The sequence below is a fragment of the Ferrimonas marina genome (assembly GCF_900129905.1).
GTDB lineage: Bacteria > Pseudomonadota > Gammaproteobacteria > Enterobacterales > Shewanellaceae > Ferrimonas > Ferrimonas marina.
Genome location: NZ_FQXG01000002.1, coordinates 145,831 through 164,768 on the forward strand (window position 1 = coordinate 145,831; position 18,938 = coordinate 164,768).

19 protein-coding genes are annotated in these 18,938 nt (G+C 61.5%); 10 read left to right on the plus strand and 9 right to left on the minus strand.

All coding sequences use genetic code 11. The features are described from left to right. The 3 genes from BUC04_RS04345 to BUC04_RS04355 all read right to left on the minus strand — a co-directional run bounded on the left by BUC04_RS04345 (position 1) and on the right by BUC04_RS04355 (position 2,073). Positions 1–876 (minus strand): HlyD family secretion protein, encoded by an 876-nt coding sequence (locus tag BUC04_RS04345; RefSeq protein WP_200804661.1) that lies wholly within the window; start codon positions 874–876, stop codon positions 1–3. Positions 877–892: 16 nt separating this feature from the next. Further along, positions 893–1,105 carry a DUF1656 domain-containing protein gene (locus BUC04_RS04350; RefSeq protein WP_067657748.1) on the minus strand — a complete coding sequence of 71 codons (213 nt, stop codon included), beginning with the start codon at positions 1,103–1,105 and terminating at the stop codon, positions 893–895. A 386-nt stretch (positions 1,106–1,491) separates the two neighbouring features. Beyond that, the gene (locus tag BUC04_RS04355) at positions 1,492–2,073 is read right to left on the minus strand and encodes an NAD(P)H-dependent oxidoreductase (RefSeq protein ID WP_067657745.1); all 582 of its coding nucleotides are present in this window, start codon (positions 2,071–2,073) and stop codon (positions 1,492–1,494) included. 143 nt (positions 2,074–2,216) lie between these two features. Between BUC04_RS04355 and BUC04_RS04360 the strand changes: the two genes are divergently transcribed. Then, positions 2,217–2,579 carry a winged helix-turn-helix transcriptional regulator gene (locus tag BUC04_RS04360; protein WP_067657742.1) on the plus strand — a complete coding sequence of 121 codons (363 nt, stop codon included), beginning with the start codon at positions 2,217–2,219 and terminating at the stop codon, positions 2,577–2,579. Between the two features lie 29 nt (positions 2,580–2,608). Here the strand turns inward: BUC04_RS04360 and BUC04_RS04365 are convergent, their stop codons facing one another. Next, a complete protein-coding gene (locus BUC04_RS04365) occupies positions 2,609–3,526 on the minus strand; it encodes a LysR family transcriptional regulator (protein WP_073325614.1) in 918 nt (305 codons plus the stop codon). 87 nt (positions 3,527–3,613) lie between these two features. On the opposite strand from BUC04_RS04365, the gene BUC04_RS04370 reads away from it, so the two are divergent. Both BUC04_RS04370 and BUC04_RS04375 read left to right on the plus strand, forming a co-directional pair. Next, entirely contained in the window at positions 3,614–4,099 is a 486-nt protein-coding gene (locus BUC04_RS04370) for an Mpo1 family 2-hydroxy fatty acid dioxygenase (protein WP_067657736.1), read from the plus strand. A gap of 131 nt (positions 4,100–4,230) precedes the next feature. Continuing rightward, complete coding sequence (locus BUC04_RS04375) at positions 4,231–5,376, plus strand: iron-containing alcohol dehydrogenase (protein ID WP_067657733.1); 1,146 nt, start codon at positions 4,231–4,233, stop codon at positions 5,374–5,376. Positions 5,377–5,448: 72 nt separating this feature from the next. Here BUC04_RS04375 and focA read toward each other — a convergent pair whose 3' ends face one another. After that, the gene (gene focA / locus BUC04_RS04380; RefSeq protein ID WP_067657730.1) at positions 5,449–6,858 is read right to left on the minus strand and encodes a formate transporter FocA; all 1,410 of its coding nucleotides are present in this window, start codon (positions 6,856–6,858) and stop codon (positions 5,449–5,451) included. A gap of 251 nt (positions 6,859–7,109) precedes the next feature. Here focA and BUC04_RS04385 point away from each other — a divergent pair, with 251 nt between their 5' ends. Then, a complete protein-coding gene (locus tag BUC04_RS04385; protein WP_067657727.1) occupies positions 7,110–8,012 on the plus strand; it encodes a LysR substrate-binding domain-containing protein in 903 nt (300 codons plus the stop codon). A 264-nt stretch (positions 8,013–8,276) separates the two neighbouring features. Here the strand turns inward: BUC04_RS04385 and BUC04_RS04390 are convergent, their stop codons facing one another. Together BUC04_RS04390 and BUC04_RS04395 are read right to left on the minus strand one after the other, a co-directional pair. Continuing rightward, complete coding sequence (locus BUC04_RS04390; protein WP_067657725.1) at positions 8,277–8,750, minus strand: hotdog fold domain-containing protein; 474 nt, start codon at positions 8,748–8,750, stop codon at positions 8,277–8,279. Positions 8,751–8,827: 77 nt separating this feature from the next. Continuing rightward, a complete protein-coding gene (locus BUC04_RS04395) occupies positions 8,828–9,679 on the minus strand; it encodes a porin family protein (RefSeq protein WP_067657722.1) in 852 nt (283 codons plus the stop codon). A gap of 324 nt (positions 9,680–10,003) precedes the next feature. Here BUC04_RS04395 and BUC04_RS04400 point away from each other — a divergent pair, with 324 nt between their 5' ends. From BUC04_RS04400 to BUC04_RS04415, 4 genes are all read left to right on the plus strand, one after another. Then, entirely contained in the window at positions 10,004–10,294 is a 291-nt protein-coding gene (locus BUC04_RS04400) for an HU family DNA-binding protein (protein ID WP_268762517.1), read from the plus strand. 53 nt (positions 10,295–10,347) lie between these two features. Next, entirely contained in the window at positions 10,348–12,330 is a 1,983-nt protein-coding gene (locus BUC04_RS04405; RefSeq protein WP_143165536.1) for a bifunctional 2',3'-cyclic-nucleotide 2'-phosphodiesterase/3'-nucleotidase, read from the plus strand. A gap of 201 nt (positions 12,331–12,531) precedes the next feature. Continuing rightward, positions 12,532–13,254: an AAA family ATPase gene (locus tag BUC04_RS04410; RefSeq protein ID WP_067657716.1), complete on the plus strand. Its 723-nt coding sequence runs from the start codon at positions 12,532–12,534 to the stop codon at positions 13,252–13,254. Continuing rightward, complete coding sequence (locus BUC04_RS04415; protein ID WP_067657714.1) at positions 13,241–13,576, plus strand: hypothetical protein; 336 nt, start codon at positions 13,241–13,243, stop codon at positions 13,574–13,576. Before BUC04_RS04410 ends, BUC04_RS04415 begins: the two co-directional genes overlap by 14 nt. On the opposite strand, the gene msrQ is transcribed toward BUC04_RS04415, so the two are convergent. Both msrQ and msrP read right to left on the minus strand, forming a co-directional pair. Further along, positions 13,573–14,187 (minus strand): protein-methionine-sulfoxide reductase heme-binding subunit MsrQ, encoded by a 615-nt coding sequence (msrQ, locus tag BUC04_RS04420; RefSeq protein WP_067657711.1) that lies wholly within the window; start codon positions 14,185–14,187, stop codon positions 13,573–13,575. The genes BUC04_RS04415 and msrQ overlap by 4 nt on opposite strands. Then, complete coding sequence (msrP, locus tag BUC04_RS04425; protein ID WP_067657708.1) at positions 14,187–15,188, minus strand: protein-methionine-sulfoxide reductase catalytic subunit MsrP; 1,002 nt, start codon at positions 15,186–15,188, stop codon at positions 14,187–14,189. The genes msrQ and msrP overlap by 1 nt, the downstream gene beginning before the upstream one ends. A 236-nt stretch (positions 15,189–15,424) precedes the next feature. Here msrP and rmuC point away from each other — a divergent pair, with 236 nt between their 5' ends. Then, positions 15,425–16,714, plus strand: coding sequence for a DNA recombination protein RmuC (gene rmuC / locus BUC04_RS04430; RefSeq protein WP_067657705.1), 1,290 nt, complete (start codon positions 15,425–15,427; stop codon positions 16,712–16,714). Positions 16,715–16,932: 218 nt separating this feature from the next. Then, entirely contained in the window at positions 16,933–18,855 is a 1,923-nt protein-coding gene (locus BUC04_RS04435) for a transglycosylase SLT domain-containing protein (protein WP_067657702.1), read from the plus strand. Positions 18,856–18,938: the final 83 nt, after the last annotated feature.

Genomic DNA, 18,938 nt, shown 5'->3' on the forward strand with positions numbered 1-18,938 from the left:
TTACACCCCGCCCGGTACCGATTTGCTCAACTGGACACTGGCGGTGGTGCCCACACGAAGCTGGATCTCCTGCGGCAGGCTATCCAGGGTCACCTTCACCGGCACCCGCTGGGCCAGACGGATCCACTGGAAGTTGGGGTTCACATTGGGCAGCAGGAAGGCACCGGTGCTGCCGTCGCTCTGGGCGATACCGTAGCCGATGCTGGTCACCTCACCGGTCAGGGTGTGGTCGCTGTACCCCATCAGAGTGACTTCAGCGCGGTCGCCTACTGCCACGCCGTTGAGATCGGTCTCCTTAAAGAAGCCATCCACCCAGAAGCTGTTCTGATCAATAAGCGCCACCATCGGCTGGTTGGCCACCACCTGGGTGCCCTCGTGCAGGTTCAGGTTGGTGATAAAGCCATCCGCCGCAGCGTAGATCTTGGTGTACTCCAGGTTCAGCTGGGCCTCACGAACGCCGGCCTCGGCGGCCTTAACGTTGGCTTCGGCCACGTCCACCGCGTTCTGGTAGTTGTTCAGCTGCAAGGTGGAGATGGAGTTAGGCTCGCGCTGTTCCAGCCGCTTGGAGCGGTTGTTCTCGTTCACCGCCTTCTCCAGCGCCGCCTTAGCCTGCAGCAGGCCGGCCTCGGCCTTGGCCAGGGCGGTCTCGTAGGGTACCGGGTCCACCTCAAACAGCAGCTGACCTTCGGCCACCTGGCTGTTGTCCTCGATGTGGACGCGCTTGAGCGGACCGGTAACCCGCGGGGTCACCTGGATGATGTGGGCACGCACCAGGCCATCCCGGGTCCAGGGGTTATCAAGGTGATGGTGATAACGTTGGCCCACCAGGGCGACCGCCAGGGCGATGATGCAGCCGGTTACGAGAAAGCGGATCATGATGAGACTCCCAGGGTTAAGAAGGAATGACGTAGGTAGCCAACAGGACGGCGTAGATGGCAGTGAGGCTCAGCTCAAACAGCGCGGGCATCGCCACAAAGCGTTGCAGGCCGCTTTTCACCAGGCCGTAGGAGGTCGCCAGCGTCGCCAGGTAGGCGATCACCATCACCAGCAACAGCGGTGGGAAAAACACGTCGGCCAGGGCCAGCTCTTTGGGGGCTGCAATCATCGTCTTGTTGTCCTGATGGGGTCATCCGAAACGGCGCCGGGGTTAAGCCCGGCAAACGGTGCCAAGTGTGTGGCAGCGCTGCCAAGTCTCGGCTCTCAATCCAGCCAACCCGGTAGCGCAACGGCGGTACCGAAGTGTTCGTCTCGGTACCAATGGAGCGGCATTGTAGGGGGTTGGGACAGACTGCCCGACTCCTATTTGAAGGATTCAACCCATCAAAGGAAAACCTCAGTTCAGCCAGACACTTTGCCCAGTGCTAAAGCCACAAAGCAGAACGACAAAAAGATGGCCGGGGCCATCTTTTCTGTCTGCTTGCTGCTGTCTTGGTTCAGCGCGCGGTCTGCGGCCTCGGAGCGTGAGGCGGCGGGCACTCCGGCCCGCGCGGCTTAGAGGTGTTGCTGCAGGTGAGCCTGGAAGCGAACCAGGTCCTGCTCGATCTGGGGGTTCTTCATCACGTCGTAGGCGGCAAAGGTGGGCAGCCCGGTCAAACCGAAGAAGCGGAAGTTCATGTGCTGCGGGTAGAGCAGATCGTCCACGCCCTTACCCTCGAACAGCCACTGCTTAGGATCGTCGAACGCCTCCTGCGGCGCGTTGAAGGTCAGCGACATCAGGTACTGCTTGCCCTCCAGTTTGCCACCGGTGCCGTACTGCTTGCTGGGGTCCTGGCGGGTACGACCGTCACCATCACACAGCTCGCCCATCATGCCGGCGGTGTAAACGTCATCCATGTACTTCTTGAACGACCAAGGCACCCCCATCCAGTTCACCGGGATCTGCAGTACCACGCGGTCGGCCCACAGGTGCTTTTCGATCTCCTCGGCCACCTCGTAGCCTTCCGCGACCTGGGTGATACGCACCTTGTGGCCCTTGGCTTGCGCCACCTCGGCGGCCAAGTCCACCATTGCCTGGCTGAGCTTGCCTTCAGAGAAGGGGTAAGGCTGGTGGGTGTTGATGATCAGAATGTTCATTGCTTGGCCTCCATCGGGCACGCTGTTTGTGTCTGTGGGGCCGAGTTTGCTACCATCAGTTACCACAATCAACCAGTATACTTTTTGTAACCACCAAAAAGTGTCGCCTCGGGCACGCAGCCCAATAAAGTGAAAGGAGCCCCATGACCCCGTCAGAACGAATTCAACAAAATGCCCAGGGGCAGAAGAGCGTGATCGCCCCCTGCCTGGAGCCCTGCCCGATTGAGCGCGGCATGCGCATCATCGGTGGCAAGTGGAAAGGCTCCATCCTGTGGCACCTCAAGGATGGCCCGGTGCGCTTCAACGACCTGGCACGGATGCTCGGCGGTGCCAGCAAGAAGATGGTGAATCAGCGGCTCAAGGAGATGGAGGAGCAGGGCCTGCTGACCCGTACCGTGATCAACGACCGCCCCATCGCAGTCTGCTACGAGATCACCGAGTTTGGTTGCTCCTCGCTGTCGATTCTGGAGCAACTGAAAGACTGGGCCGAATTGCACGAGATCTAGCAATCCCTGCGTCAGCCCGGACCACGGCCTCAGTTAGCCAGGGCCTGCTGTAACCGCTCACGCAGCCAGACCAGGCCGGCCTGTTCACTGCTGCTGCGGCGCCAGTAAAGGCCAATAGGCAAGGGCGAGCAATCAAATGGCAGCGGCCTGACCTCCAGCCCCAGCAGCGATGCCAAATGGGTTCCGTAGGTGGCGGGCATGGTCAGCAGCAGCTGGGTGTGGGCCACCACCTGGGCCGCGGCAAAGTAGGTTTCACAATGTAGCCGTACCCGGCGCTCGCCCTGCAGGCCGGTCATGCGCTGATCAACAAAGGCGCGCTCCTCCGCCTGCAGGGTCACCAGCACATGGTGGCTGGCCTGGTAATCCGCCTGGCTAAAGCTCTCTTGGCCAAAGGCCGGATGCTTGGGCCCCAGCAGCAAGACCAGCGGCTCGTCCCGCAGGTGGCAGCTTTCGATCCCCGCCGCCACCGGCCGCTCCAGATCCACCGCCACATCCAGCTCTCCCGCCAATAATCGCTGTGCCATCTGATTGCCCCGTACCCGGCTGCTGGTAAAGCTCAGCGGCGAACCCATCTGCTCCAGCTCCTGCATCCAGCGGGGCAACACCATAGCCTCCAGGATGTCGCGAAACCCCAACCTAAAGGTGAGATCGCTGTGGCGGGGGTCAAACCCCTCCCCCTGGCCCATGCAGCCCTGCAGCTGGGTCAGTGCCTGTTGCACCTTGGGCAGGATGGCCCGGCCATGGGGGGTCAACACCAGGTGTCGCCCCTGCCGTACCAGCACCGGTTCGCCCAGCTGCTGACGCAACCGGCCCAGGGCGTGGGATACCGCCGACTGGGTCAGGTGCAGCTCCTCCGCCGCCGCACCGGTGGAGCCGCGCTGCGCCACGGTGACGAAGATGCGGAACAGGTTCAGATCCACCCGGGCCAAACTATGAGATTCATTCATAGATAAGACTGAAAAACCGTCATTGGATTATTAGGTCAGGCTGACTTAGGGTGTGATCTGTGTCAAGTTTTTTGCAGCGGAGACCCTATGTTGCACAAGAACATCCAACAATGGCTCGATGCCTACGGTGTCAGCCACCAGAACCCCACCAACAAGCTGATCCACTGGATCTGCGTGCCGGTGATCATGTGGACGGTACTGGCCCTGCTGTGGCCATTGGCCCTGCCCGGCCAACCCTACCTCAACGGTGCGACCCTGCTGATGGTGGTTAGTCTGGCGTTCTACTTCAAGCTGTCGCCCAAACTGGCGCTGGGCATGATCGGCGTGACGGCGGTGAATATCGCCCTGATCCTATGGCACCAAGCCAATGTCGCTCACCCACTGTGGATAACCGCGCTGACCCTGTTCGTAGTGGCGTGGATCTTCCAGTTCGTCGGCCACAAGATTGAGGGTGCCAAGCCCAGCTTCTTTGAGGATGTGCAGTTTCTGCTGATCGGCCCCATCTGGCTGCTCAGCTTCCTCTACCGCAAGTGGGGCATCGACTACCAGCCCAGCCGCAACCAGCCGGCCTGATCCCGGCCCCCTGAAAGGGGGAGGCAAGTCAAAAATGGGGCGGAGATTCCGCCCTTTGCTTTACCTCGTTGCTTTTTCACAAACTGCCTTCTAAGGTCGGTCCAATCCGTTTGTGAAAAGGACCCTTCTCCATGCAGTTCACCTACCACAACCCCACCCGCCTGCACTTTGGTCGCAACCAGTTTGGCCAGATCGGCCGTGAGATCCCCAAGGACGCCAAGGTATTGGTGCTGTTTGGCGGCGGCTCCATTCAGCGCAATGGCGTCTACGACCAGGTCAGCCAGGCCCTCAGTGCTCATCAATGGCTGGATTTTGGTGGTATCGAGCCCAACCCCTCCATCGAGACCCTGGATGGCGCGGTTAAAAAGGTACAGGAGGAGCAGATCGACTATCTGCTGGCGGTAGGCGGTGGCTCGGTGATAGACGGCGCCAAGTACATTGCCGCGGCGGCCTGCTATTCAGGCTACGGCTGGGATATCCTCGATGGCAGTCATAAGGTGCGTAAAGCACTGCCTGTCGGCGCGGTATTGACCCTGCCGGCCACCGGCTCCGAGTCCAACGGCGCTGCGGTGATCACCCGCACCGCCACCCATGAGAAGCGCTCCTTCCTGTCGCCGCTGGTGCAACCGGCCTTTGCCATCCTTGATCCCACCGTGATGCGCTCGCTGCCGGATCGCCAGCTCTCCAATGGCATCATCGATGCCTTCGTTCACATCTGCGAGCAATACCTGACCGAGCCCACCGAGGCGGTGGTGCAGGAAGGGTACGCCGAGGTGCTGCTGCGCAACCTGGTGGCTCTGGCGCGAAGCTATGATCACCGCGCCGAGGATGGCTGGCAGGAGAACCTGATGTGGACTGCCAACCAGTCGCTCAATGGCCTGATTGGGGCTGGGGTGCCGCAGGATTGGTCCACCCACGCCATCGGCCATGAGCTGACCGCGGTGTTCGGCATGGACCACGCCCAGACCCTGGCGGTGGTGTTGCCGGCGCTGCTGGAGGAGATGATCATCAACAAGCGAGCCAAGCTGACTCAGATGGGGGAGCGGGTATTCGGTTTGAGCGGCGAGGCGGTGGCAGAGCAAACCATTGTGGCGATCGAGGACCTGTTCCGCAGCATCGGGGCCGCCACCCGGCTGAATCAACACCACATCAGTCGCAATGATGTGGCCACCGAGCTGCTGCCGGCGCTGCAGGCCCACGCCCGTTGGCCGCTGGGAGAGAAGCGGGACATCGATTTGGCCCGCTGCGAGGCGATCCTGATGCGGGCGGTGGGGTAATCCGCCCACGAATCGCCCCGCTTCAAACGCAAACAGGCGCGACCTTAGGTCGCGCCTGACGGTTACCCGGCCTTAGGCCGCGGTGCTCAGCTTGGCTTTCTCAAAGGCCACACCGGCCATGGCGGCCAGCACGTGGCGCTTGTGCACCACACCCGCCAGCACTTCCCCTTCCATCACCAGCACCAGGCCGTTGCTGTTGGGGGCCGCCAGTTGGGCCCGACGGGCCAGGCTCAAGTCTGAGTAGCGGGTCAGGTAGCCGGCGTCGGAGATCGGGTAGAGTTTCTCCCGGTCCACCGCCAGACGATCCGCCAGCTTCACCAGGGGCTCATCCACGGTCGCTACGAACGGTAGCGGCTGCATCAGCTCAGCGATGGCCATCTCGCCCTCTTGATCTGCCAGGTAGTAGCCACGCAGCAGGTCCTGCTCGTCGAGCTGGCCTACCGGCTTGCCCTGGTCAACCACCAGCACGGCGTTGGCGCCGCTGCCCAGCAGGGCGATGGCCGCCTCGCGGGTGCCGGTTTCCGGGCTCAGGGTCAGAGGTTGACGGTCAATGAGATCGCCTGCAGTCAGTTTGGTTGCATCGTGAGACATGATGGAGTTCCCCTTGGGTAACAATGCGTTTGAATGTGGTTGTCGGTCATGTTGACGACCGTGAATCCACCAGTGGCTAAGGCCGACAAACAGGGCGCCCCCCAGAATGTTGCCCAAGGTCACCGGCAGCAGATTGGCCTGCAGGAAGTGGCTCCAGGTCAGATCGGCGTATTGCGCCGGTGACGTGCCCACTGCCTGCCAGAAACTGGCGTCGGCGAACTGATGGATTGCGATCCCCATGGGAATCAAGAACAAGTTGGCGATGCTGTGCTCAAACCCGGCGCTGACAAACATCGCCACCGGCAGAACCAGCAGGGCGGCTTTGCCCATCGGATCCTTGGCGCTGAAGCTCATCCAGATACCGAGACACACCAGCAGGTTACACAGTGCCCCCAGGACAACTGCCTGGCCGAAGTCGTAGTGCAGCTTGGCCTTGGCCACGCTCATCAGCTTCAATCCCCACTGGCCTCCGGCCTGACCATGTTGGCCAGCCAGCCAGAGCAACCCCACCAACAGCAACGCACCGAGGGCATTGCCGCAGAACACCAAAGTCCAGTGCCGCAGCATCGGTCCGGTTCGCACCAGGCCCTTGGCCCAGGGGATCACCGTCAGCACCGTACTGGTAAACAGTTCGGCACCGCACACCACCACCAGGATCAGACCAAGGCTGAACACCAGGCCTCCCATCAGGCGGGACAGGCCCCAAGGCAGTGCATCAGCACCGGTCAGTACCGTGACGTAGAAGGTGAAGGCCAGGCCGATGTAGATGCCCGCCAGTACCGACAGCGCCAACCGGCGCCCAGTGCTGCGGGACAGCTTGGCCAAACCGCTCTTCAGCGCCGCGGTCAGGATGGGATCTTGAGAGGGTTTATTCGAAACCAAGGTCAGCACCCGAAACTCCCCCGCTCTCTCTTCCCGTAGTTCGTCATACACACCTCCATAGCGTGGATCGCCACGACCCCATGCCGTGACAAAAAACAGATTAAGAGCCATTTTCACACATTAAAAATTGAATATTTTTACTCACCGCATCAGAATTACTGATAATGTGAAAAGGCTCCAAAATCGGAACCGATTTCGAGTGATAATTTCGTTTTATGCTGAGTTTTAACCAATCGAATTAGAGTCTGTGGGAGTTCTCCATGCGCTATACCCTCAAGCAACTCGCGGTATTCGACGCCATCGCCAGCCGTGGCAGCGTCAGCCTGGCGGCAGAGCAGTTGTCCCTGACCCAGTCCGCCACCAGCATGTCCCTGTCTCAGCTTGAGAAAATGCTGGGAAAACCGTTATTTGAGCGTGTTGGTAAACGCATGGTGCTGACCCATTGGGGGCAGTGGCTGCGGCCCAAGGCGAAGGGCCTGTTGGGCCAGGCGGAGCAGATCCAGTTGGGCTTCAGTGGCCAGCACCTGGTCAGTGGCAACATCAGTGTCGGGGCCAGTCAGACCTCAGCCCACCACCTGGTACCGGACCTAATCAGCAAGACTGATAAAGACTTCCCAGAGGTGCGGATCCAGCTTGAGGTGGAGAACACCGAGCACGTGATTGAGGGGGTGCTGGATCACCGTTACCAGCTGGGGATCATCGAGGGACGTTGCGACGACAGTCGCCTGCTGCAGCAAACCTGGTGTAACGACCAACTGGCGGTGGTGGCGGGGCCTCACCACCCCTATGCACGGCTAAAGAGCGTCAGTCTGGGCCAGCTGGAACAGGCGGAATGGGTGCTGCGGGAACAGGGCGCCGGCACCCGTGCCATCTTCGATGCCGCCATCCATGGCCACATCGACAACCTCAATGTCCGCCATGAATATGAGCAGATCAGTATCCTAAAAACCCTTGTACAACAAGGGCCTTATCTTAGCTGCTTGCCGGTATTGGATGTTGAACGCGCGATCGAGCGGGACGAACTGGTGGCATTGAAGGTACCGGAGCTGAACATGACCCGACGCCTCTCCTTCATCTGGCGACGGGAGAGCGCCGACAACCCGGTACGTAACTGCTTGCTGACCGAGGGTAAGCGGCTCGAGCGGGTTCGGGCACTGCAGTAGTCACCAAGGACTGGCAGGCTTGCCAACGCCATGGCCAGGTCATTGTCGCCTTGTTGTGGCCCTGGAATTAATCAGTCAGTTTTACTGATGGAAGATATCAGGTGCATTCTTCGAACCTGATTTATGCACCAAGCTCACACTCCTCGCCCTTATCGCCAGATTACAGGGCGTTACCCATACACTCGTGAATGGGTAACGCCGTTAGATCGGCATTCGAACCGGCAATCGCACCTGAAAATTCATCAGTTTCTCTGATTTACCGTATCAGGCGGTTTTTGCAGGCTTTTCACTGAGCCACAACCGGATGGTACCGGTCACCACCTCGGTATTGTCCTTGTCGTAGGCCACCACCGGGACGTTCATGTCGCCGGGCTGCCAATCCTCCGGAGCCACCTTGGCCACGCAGCGAATATCACTGCCCGCCTTGGCGGTGTAATCAACGCTCATCCCCTTGGGGATCCAGCGCAGGTGTTTGGGGATGGAGGCCTCTGCCATCACGCCCATCGCCAGTTCCAGGCCATTGCACACCGCAATCACGTGCACAGTGCCGATGTGGTTTTGCACCGCCTTACGCTTGGGCACCAGGCACTCGCAGTGGTGCGGCTCCAGGTGCAGCAGGCGGGCCTTGAGGGTACGGAAATAGGGGGCGCGGGCGGCTATGATCGCCACCAGCAGGCGATCGCCCCAGGGCCATTTTTTTAATTTTTCTTGCAGATTCAGTACGTAGTTCCCTGACATATGACTTCCTTGGTCAACTGGTCTGACTTCTGGGCAGGATACTGCAAGACGTGATCTAAATCACCCTTTGCGCTGATTCAGAAACGCCGCCCAACCGAGAAGAACAGCGATTCCCGTTCGCCAAAGCCGCCCTCGAGGATGAACTCCCACTGCTGATCCAGCACGTACATCATCCCCACCATGGTGTTCCAGGGGTCTGACAGGTGCTGGGTGACCTCGAACTTGCCGTCAGGGACCAGGGCCACCAGTTGGTCGCTCAGGCCGATGTCACTGATGTTGCCGCGAAACACCTGGTCGATGTCCTGGTACATGGCCCCGGCCCAAACCCGCACCTCATGTCGTCCCATCGGCCAGCGATAGCCCACTCGAGGGGTTGCGGTCATGGCGCGGATGTCACCGTCCAGCACGTTCAGATCGGTATAGGTGTAGTTGATGTCCACCAGGGCAAAGACGTTGCCTATGCCGCCGGCCAGGGTGGCACCGGCGCCGTAACTGGGGCCCTGGAAGTCCAGCGCGAAGTCGGTCTCAACGGAAGGAATAAAGGGCAGGTTGATGTTGGCGACGATGGGGGCGACCGAGTCCCCCTTGGTGTAACCGAGGATGCCGTAGACATTCAGGAAGGGGAACAGCCAGAGATCGCCGCGCAGGGTATAGGTGGTGGAGTCCTGGGAGGCGATGTTGGCGTCGATGCTCACCAACTGGTCCAGTGGCAGGTTAGGGTTGCCGCTGTCCAGCACAATGCTGTCGATCACCAGCGGCTGCTCCATGGTCATCACGCTTAGGGTCAGACCATAGGGTCGGGGCAGCTCGTAGCCTCGGGCCCGGGCTTCCTCCCCCCAGATGGGGAACATCGACTGGGCCATCGCTGGGGCCAATGCCCACAGCCACAGCCCGAAACCACCGACAAAGAACCGCTTTTGATACCGCATCGCTCTCCCCTCCTGGTGCACCTGTAACCTTAGTGCCATTCGCACTTTCAGCGAATCGGATGCCGCGCTTGGGCTGCCCGGATCCTGGGGGATTTTCAAAAGTCGCTGCTTTTGCTTAACAAAATGTCACATTCGTGCACAGGCTCACAATTATCCTGGGGCACCCTGCCTACAATCCATATCGAGCTTGTCCTTCCCAATCTGACCTTGTTGGTTAACCGCGGCGTCCCCTAGTGTGACGCCGCTTTTTTGCCTTTAATCTGAGCAGTCGCCGTCCTTGGCATCGCATTCCCCGCGGGATCTGGGTATAACAACGCCCTTTACCTGGCCAAGACGATGAATCGCACTCAACTCATTCGCCAGATGGCGCAGCGCAGTGAACTGACCCAAGCGGATTGCAAACGCATCCTGGCGGTGCTGGAAGCCAAGATCACCCAGGCACTGTACGAGGGTGAAACCCTCTACCTTCCCCCCCTGGGCGTCTTCGAGATCCGCTATCACCTGCCCCGCAGCGGTCAGAACCCGCAGACCGGTGCCGCGATGGAGATCCCGCTGAAGACCGTGGTGGCATTTAAGCCGTCATCAGCACTGAAACAAGCCGTCAACCAATCGTAACCCTGCTTTCCCCTGACTCTCGGGTATACTTGCCCGACCACTGACCGCAACACATGACCTTGATGAAAAACACCGCTTTGAAGCTACTGCTTCTCTCCTCCACCCTGCTCGCCGGCTGTAGCGGCGCCCCCGAGGCTCCGCAAGTGGAGGTCCGTCTGCTGCAGACTACGGATCTGCACGCCAACATGATGGGCTTCGATTACTACCGTAACGCCCCTACCGAGAAATACGGTCTCAGCTACGTCGCACCGCTGATCCATCAGGCACGGGAAGAGCATCAAAACGTGATGCTGTTCGACAACGGTGACCTGATCCAGGGCAGCCCAGTGGGCGACTACGTGTTTCACCGCCAGCAGCAGGACGATTACCTGGCCGGTGAGGCGCACCCGGTATTCAAGGCGATGAACCTGTTGGATTACGATGCCGCCAACATCGGCAATCACGAGTTCAACTACGGCCTGCCGTTCCTGCAGAAGACCCTGGCGACCGCGAACTTCCCCTATGTGAACGCCAACGTGCTGTACAAAGCCGCCCAGGACGAGCGCCCCTACGGTGAGTACGAGCAACAGGCCCATGTGTTTAACCCTTACCTGCTGCTGGAGCGCGAGTTTGCCGACAGCCAGGGCAAGACCCACGCCCTCACCATCGGCGTGCTGGGCCTGACCCCGCCGCAGATCATGAACTGGGACAAGCGCCACCTCTACGGTCGGGTCGAGACCCTGGACATGCTGGAGATGGCGGAGCACTACGTGCCGCTGATGCGTGAGAAGGGCGCCGACCTGGTTGTGGTGATCGCCCACTCCGGCATCACCACCACCGAGCCGGAGCCGCTGATGGAGAACGCCGGCTACCATCTGGCCGGTGTTGAAGGGGTCGATGTGCTGATGCTGGGCCATTCCCATCGTCGCTTCCCCGGCGACTACGCCGGCATCGAAGGGATCGACAACGACCAGGGCCTGATCCAGGGCACTCCCACGGTGATGCCCGGTGTTTGGGGCAACCACCTAGGCCTGATCGATCTGACCCTGGAGCAGCACGATAGCCAGTGGCAGGTGGTGGAGCAGCAGGCCTTCCTGCGCGCCATCAAGCCGGAAGAGGGTGAAGACAAGGAGATCCTGGCGGTGATCAAGCCGGACCACCAGGGCACCAACACCTGGCTGGACCAGGCCCTGGTGCCGATCAGTGCCCCGATCCACAGCTTCTTCGCCCTGATGCAGGATGACCCGTCCGTGCAGCTGGTGACCGATGCCCAGCAGTGGCATGCCGAAGCGCTTATCGCCCAGGGCGACCTGCCGGATCTGCCGGTGCTCTCTGCGGCAGCCCCCTTCCGTGGTGGCCGCAACGGTGTGCACGACTACACCTTTATCGAACAGGGCAACCTGGCACTGCGCAGCATCTCCGATCTCTACGTTTACCCCAACACCCTGCAGGTGGTGAAGGTGGACGGTGCCGGAGTGAAGGAGTGGCTGGAGATGGCCGCGGGCCAGTTCCACCACATCCAGGCCGACAGTGCCGAGGTACAGGCGCTGATCAACCCTGCCTTCGCCAGCTACAACTTCGATGTTATCGATGGGGTTGAGTACCGCATCGACCTGAGCCAGGCCCCCAAGTACGATCCCCAGGGTGAGCTGGCCAACCCGGACAGCAGCCGCATCATCGACCTGACCTACCAGGGCAAGCCGCTGGATCCGAACCAGACCTTCCTGGTGGTGACCAACAACTACCGCGGCAGCGGCGGTGGCAACTTCCCCAACCTGGGCCCGGATGCGGTGGTGTGGGATGACCCGGAAGAGACCCGCAACATCCTCTCCGCCTACCTGCAGCAGCTGGCCTCCGATGGCAAAGCGCTGGACCCGAGCGCCGACGGTAACTGGTCTCTGTACCTGCCCGGCGGCAACGTGGAGTTCACCTCCTCGCCCAACGAGCACGCCCAGGCGGTGGCCGCCCAGTCCCCCGCGTTCGAGTTCGTCACCATCGTTGAGGACCCGGAAGACAGCCGCAACGGCTTCGCCCGTTACCGCCTGACTCCCCAGTAATCTTCAGTGATTAAAAAGCCGCCTTCGGGCGGCTTTTTTTGTGCCAAATCCAAAAAAGGACTAGTCCGATTAATCTGTTTATTTTGCAATCACTTGCGATAGTATATATTGAGTTCTACACTCTGATTCCCCGCAGGGCTGCGCCAAAGATGTGAAATGGACTAGGCCATTGCGCCCAAGGACAATGCAAAGGAAAGCGACATGATCATATTGGTCGGCGGTGAGAAAGGCGGCAGCGGCAAGAGCTGCCTGGCACAAAACCTGGCGGTCTACCTGGCATCGGAGTGCCAGTTGACAGTGATGCTGGTGGATTGCGATCCGCAACGCACCACGGCCAACTGGGTCCAGGCTCGCAATGAGCGCCCGGAGCTCACCAAGCTCCACTGCGTGCAGATGTTCGGCAAGATCCGCGACGATCTCAGCAGCCTGGCCAACCACTACGAGGCGGTGGTGGTGGACTGTGGCGGTCAGGATACCCTGGCCCAGCGCGCCGCCATGTCGGTGGCCAACTTCGCCTTGCTGCCGCTGCGCCCCAAGCGCCGCGACCTGCAAACCGTTCCCCACATCGACGAACTGCTCAACACCAGCCTGATGTTCAATCCGGACCTCAACGCTGCCTTTGTCATGACCCAGTGCCCCAGCCTGCCTAACCAGGCCAAGCGGATCCTCGAGGCCAAGTCGGTGTGCCAGTCCTGGGAGATCCGGGTGCTCGATGCCTTAACCTATCAACGCAACATCTACGACGATTCGGAGGAGGCCGGCAGCTCGGTGATGGAGATGGAGCCCAATGGCAAGGCCGCCTCCGAGCTGCGGGCAATCTTCAATGAGTTGCTGGGTGAAGCCAATGCCCGCACCCTTGAGCTGCGCTACGCCCGCAGTGTGCAGCTGGTTGAGCGTGAGGAGATGCAATATGGCATTGGCTGATCTTAAACGGGGCCAGGGCCACTCCGGTCAGCACTGCCTCAACCTGACGGTGGACCAGTTCATCAGCCGCGCCGAGCATTACGCCGCGGGTGAGCCCACCATCAAGGCCAAGAGCGCACCGCTGCGGCTGGTTTCAACCAAACCCAAGCCGCTGCGCAAGGCCAGCTACACCATCAGTGAGCAGACCCGCGCCAGCTTGAACCAGTTGGCTGAGAGGACCGGCTACTCCCGCTCCCGCATCATCCGCATCCTGGTGCATCATATCGCCACCCTGCCCCGCCAGGAGCAGTTGCGGCTACTGGCCCGCTTCCAGGTCCGCTAGCTGGAGGTCACCGGGGTGCGGCGCCAGCGGCGCAGCTGGGCCTGCCACCAGGGTTTTCTTAGCAGCAACAGGGCCAGGAAGCCGGCAAAGTAGAGCGCCGGCTCCCAGTTGCCGGATTTGACCGACCACCAGAAATGGATGGGCCCGAGCAGCGCCACCAGGTAGACCCAGCGGTGCAGCGACTGCCAGCGACGCCCCAGGCGCCGCTGCATTGCCATCGGCGAAGTCAGCGCCAACGCCAACAACACCACAAAGGCCACCATCCCCACCAGGATGTAGGGCCGCTTCACTATCTCTGACAGCAGCAATTGCCAGTCAAACAGCAGGTCAAAGGCGGCGAAGGCCGCCAGGTGCAGTGCCGCATAGGTGAAGCACCATAACCCCAGAAGCCGACGCACCCGCATCAGCCAGCCCCAACGAAAACGACGCGCCACCGGCGACACCAGCAATGTCAGTGCCAGGGTGTGGAGGATCCCCATGCCGAGGAAGTGGATGATGTACTGCACCGGATCGCCACCGGCGGCACCGGACTGTACCGCCAGGAACAGCCAGACCAGCGGCAGGCCACAGGCCAGGTGCAATCCCGCCTTGGTCAGCCACACCCGGTCCATCAGTAATCCCTCCGCAGGTCCTGCCCCTGGTAGAGATCCGCCACGAACTCGCCATAACCGTTGAACGGCTCGGTGGCGATCCGCTTGGCCGACAGCAGACCCCCTTCACCGATGCGCCGCTCACTGGCCTGAGACCAGCGCGGGTGATGCACAGCGGGGTTCACATTGGCGTAGAAGCCGTATTCGTGGGGCGCCAACTGATTCCAGGTGGTGGGCGGCTGCTGTTCGGTCAGATGGATGCGGACAATGGACTTAATCCCCTTGAAGCCGTACTTCCAGGGCACCACCAGGCGCACCGGGGCGCCATTTTGCGGTGGCAGTGTCTTGCCGTAGAGGCCCAGGCTCAGAATGGTCAGTGGGTGCATCGCCTCGTCCATCCGCAGCCCTTCGACATAGGGAAAGTTGATGCCGCCACCGACGCGACCGGAGCGCTGGCCGCGCATTTGCTCTGGGTCGTACAGGGTCTCGAAGGCGACGTAGCGGGCCTTGCTATTAGGCTGCGCCTTCTCCAGCAGCTGCGACAGCGGGAAGCCCAGCCAGGGGATCACCATCGACCAGGCCTCGACGCAGCGCATTCGGTAGATGCGCTCCTCCAGCGGATACTGGTTAATCAGTTCGGCGATGGAGTAGCTACCGGGCTTGTCCACCTCGCCGTCCACCACCAGCTGCCAGGGCTCGGTTTTGAACTCCTGGGCATAGTGCAGCGGGTCGGTCTTGCCGGTGCCAAACTCGTAGAAGTTGTTGTGGGAGATCACCTTGTCTTCCGGGGTCAGCGCATCCTCGATGCCGTAGCGCTGGCTGCCCTGGTAGTGCAACGGTGCCCGGGGTGCCGTCTCCGGTGCCTTGCCCAGCCAGTCCAGCAGGCCCGCCTGCACCCCCAAGGGCACACTTGCGCCGATGGCGGACAGGCCCAGGGCCTGAACAATCTGGCGGCGCTGACGAAACACCGCCTCCGGGGTCACGCTGTCCTGGCGTCGCTGCCAATATGAGCCCTTCTTCATCCCGCTTTCCTCCCAATCTGCTTTGCCGGTTCGAGTGGCGGTGGTGATAGCGTCCCAAACGGGTCGGTTGCCGTCTGGGGTCGGGCACCGGGTCCAGCCTACCCTCCCCTTACAGGACAGGGTCAGAACGCTATCGCTTTCACCGCTCAGGCTTTATTCGAACGACACCCCGCCCCTTGCCCCCATCCTGCAGGGATGACAAGCTCAGGGATAAGCTCTTCATTGAAATCAATACTATGACCGACCCCGTTTGGATCGCCGCCGGCTGCGCGGCCCTGCTTGGCAGCCTCTGCCTGGCGCTGTTGTTTGCCCTGGCACGGGCGCGTCAGCACATCGCCTACCTGAGCCAACAGCAAGAGCAGGAGACACAGCAGCGGGATGAGCTGCTGGGCAAGCTGTCCGCCAAAGAGGTGGAGCTCAACCGGTTGCACGCCGGGCTGGGTCAGCTGCGCAGCCAGGAGCAGCAGCTGCGCGCCCAGCTAAGCCAGCAGCAGGACCAGGAGCAGCGCCTCAGTGAGCGCTTCGAGAACCTGGCCAACCGCATCTTTGAGCAGAAACAGCAGAGCTTTCTCAGCCGCAGCCACAAGGACATGGACGCCGTTCTGGCCCCGCTGAAACAGCAGATGGAGCAGTTTCGTCAGCAGGTGGCTCACAGCCACACCGAGGAGGCCAAGCAGCGCCACGCGCTGGAGCAGCAACTGCGGGATCTGAAGCAGCTCAACGTGCAGATGAGCGAAGACGCCCTCAACCTGACCCGGGCGCTGAAGGGCGATAACAAGATCCAGGGCAACTGGGGTGAGGTGGTGCTAACCCGGCTGCTGGAGCAAAGCGGCCTGAAGGCGGGGCGGGAGTATGAGATCCAGGCCAGCTTGCAGCAGGAGGACGGCAAGCGCTACCAGCCGGATGTGATCATCCACCTGCCGGACGGCAAGGACGTGGTGGTGGATGCCAAGATGTCGCTCAACGCCTACGAGCGCTATTACAGCAGCGACGATCCGGCAGAGCGTGAGCGGGCACTGGATGAGCATGTCGCCTCGGTCCGCGGCCACATCAAGGGGCTGGGCCAGAAGGATTACCACAAGCTCAAGGGGCTGCGCAGCCTCGACTACGTGCTGATGTTCATCCCGGTGGAACCCGCCTTCCTGGCCGCCATCGACCGGGATCCCAGCCTGATCAGCGACGCGCTGTCCGCCAACATCCTGTTGATCAGCCCCACCAACCTCTTGGTGGCGCTGCGCACCATCCAGAACCTGTGGCGGTTTGAGCACCAGAATCAGAACGCCGTGACCATCGCCCAGCAAGCCGGCAAGCTGTACGACAAGCTGGTGGGTTTCTCCGAGGACCTGCAAAAGCTGGGACGGGCCCTGGATACCGCCCAGGGCAGCTACCAGAACGCCATGAACAAATTTTCCGAAGGGCGCGGAAATCTGCTTCGCCAGGGTGAACAATTGCGCCAGCTTGGGGTCGAAAGCAGCAAGCAGCCTGACGCGGCGCTGCTCAAGCAGGCACTGGAAGCTGAGGAATAGCTCACTGAAAACCGGCTTTTATTTGCCGGTTTTTTCTGCCACAAACTACGCTTAGCAGCAGCCGTATCGGACAGGGCATAACGACACATCCGGGTGTCGTTTCCTGTTCTCAGACGTACCAAAACCGCACACTCGGCAACCCAGTCCGTTTAAGGGCACCAGTATAAAGGCGCCTGCGAGGCCACCGCCTCGCCCCCACGGACTAAGGAGCGATCATTTTGGCTTGGGGAAGAACCGTATCTCGACTGCTCGCGGCCATCGCCGCCTTAACCACTGTCCAGCTCGCTGCCAGCGAGGTGGATGGCCAGCTTAAGGCCCAGCGCGAGCAGTACCAACAGGCGCGCACCGCCTTGAAGCAGGGCAAGCTGCCCAGCTATCGAACCCTGCGACAACAACTCGACGACTACCCGCTCGCGCCCTACTTGGACTACCACTACGAGCGGGCCAAGCTTCCGCACGTCTCACCGGAGCACGCCCAGCAGGTGCTGGATGCCCTGGCCCAGACGCCACTGCAAACCCAGTACAAGCACTACTACCTGCTGGCCCGGGGCCAGCGCCGCGACTGGCCTGAGTTTCTCGCCATCAGCCCGGAGCCACCGCGCTCCGAAGCGCTGCGCTGTTACTACTATCGGGCCCAGTTGAGCCAGGGCCAAGACAGCCTGGCCTGGCAAGGTGCCGAGGAGCTGTGGCTGACCGGCAAGAGCCGCGATAAGGCCTGTGACCCCTTGTTCAAGGCGTGGCACAAGGCCGGTGGTCGCGATGATGAGATGATCTGGCAGCGCATGATCCTGGCCCACGAAGCCCGCCAGGGTAAACTGCTGCGCTACCTCAACAGCCTGCTCAGTGAGCGCTATCGCGCCCAGGGCGACCTGCTGCTGCGCCTCTACAGCCACCCCCATGAGCTGCGCCACCGTGCCCCCTACACCCGCAGTGATGCCGGCCGCCAGATTGCCGCCCTCACCATCGGCCGTCAGGCCCGCAAGTCGCCCCGCAAGGCCTGGAAGCAATGGCAGGCCTGGGATGAGGATCTGGGGCCTTACCAGACCGACGCCGCGCATAGCCTGATCTACTACAGCCTGCTGGATAACGAATGGAATCCCGGCCTGGAGAAACTGCTGGCGCAGTTCCCCCGGGACGACCTGCTGGTGCTGCGGATCCGCCGCGCCATCTTCCAGGCCGACTGGCACGGCAGCCAGCGCTGGCTGCAGGACCTGACCCAGACCACCCAAAGCAAGAGCGAGTGGCAGTTCTGGCTGGGCTACAGCGCACAGAAGCTGGGCGACGAACAACAGGCCAAGGGCTACTGGCAGCCGCTGGCCCAGAATCGCAACTTCTATGGCTTCCTGGCGGCGCAGCAATTGGGCATGCCCTACAGCCTGCAAAACCAGTTGCCGGAGTTCACCAGCCAGGACCGCAGCACCGTCAGTCAGCTGCCGGCCACCGCCCGACTGGCGGAGCTGATGTGGCTGGAGAAGACCCGCGACGCCCGGGCCGAGATCCGCTGGCAGATGCCGCAGCTGAGTCGGCCCCAACAGGCGGCGCTGCTGGAGTACACCCATCAGCAGCAGTGGGCCTTCCTGACGGTGGAGGGCACCATCCAGGCCAAGATGTGGGATGCCCTGCCCTGGCGCTTCCCGCCGGCCTACCAGGAGCATTTCGCCCAGTACGCCGAGATGCGCGAGCTGGATGAGGCGCTGTTGCAGGCGGTGGCCCGTCGCGAGAGCGCGCTCTACCCCCGTGCCCGCTCCAGCGCCAATGCCTATGGCTTGATGCAGCTGCTGCCCAGCACCGCCAAGGGCACCGCCCGCAAGATCGGCGCCGCCTACCGGGGCCAGCAGGACCTCTACCAGCCCCGCCGCAATATCCAGTTGGGCTCCGCTTACCTGCAGCAGCTTTACACCCAGTACGAGGGCAACCGTCTGCTGGCCAGTGCTGCCTACAATGCCGGACCTCACCGGGTTTCCCGCTGGCTCAAGCGCTCCGATGGCGAGCTGGACGCCCCGCGCTTTATCGCCACCATCCCGTTCCGCGAGACCCGGGAATACGTCGAGGCGATCCTCAGTTACCAGCTGATCTACGCCAGCCTGGACGACCGTGCCCTGCCGCTGATGACCGAATCGGAACAGCAGCGCCGCTACTGAGCCAGGCAACATTAAGGTAATCCCAACAGAGGCCGAGTTCGGAAGAACTCGGCCTCTTTCGTTGCTGTTCCACGCCACTGACT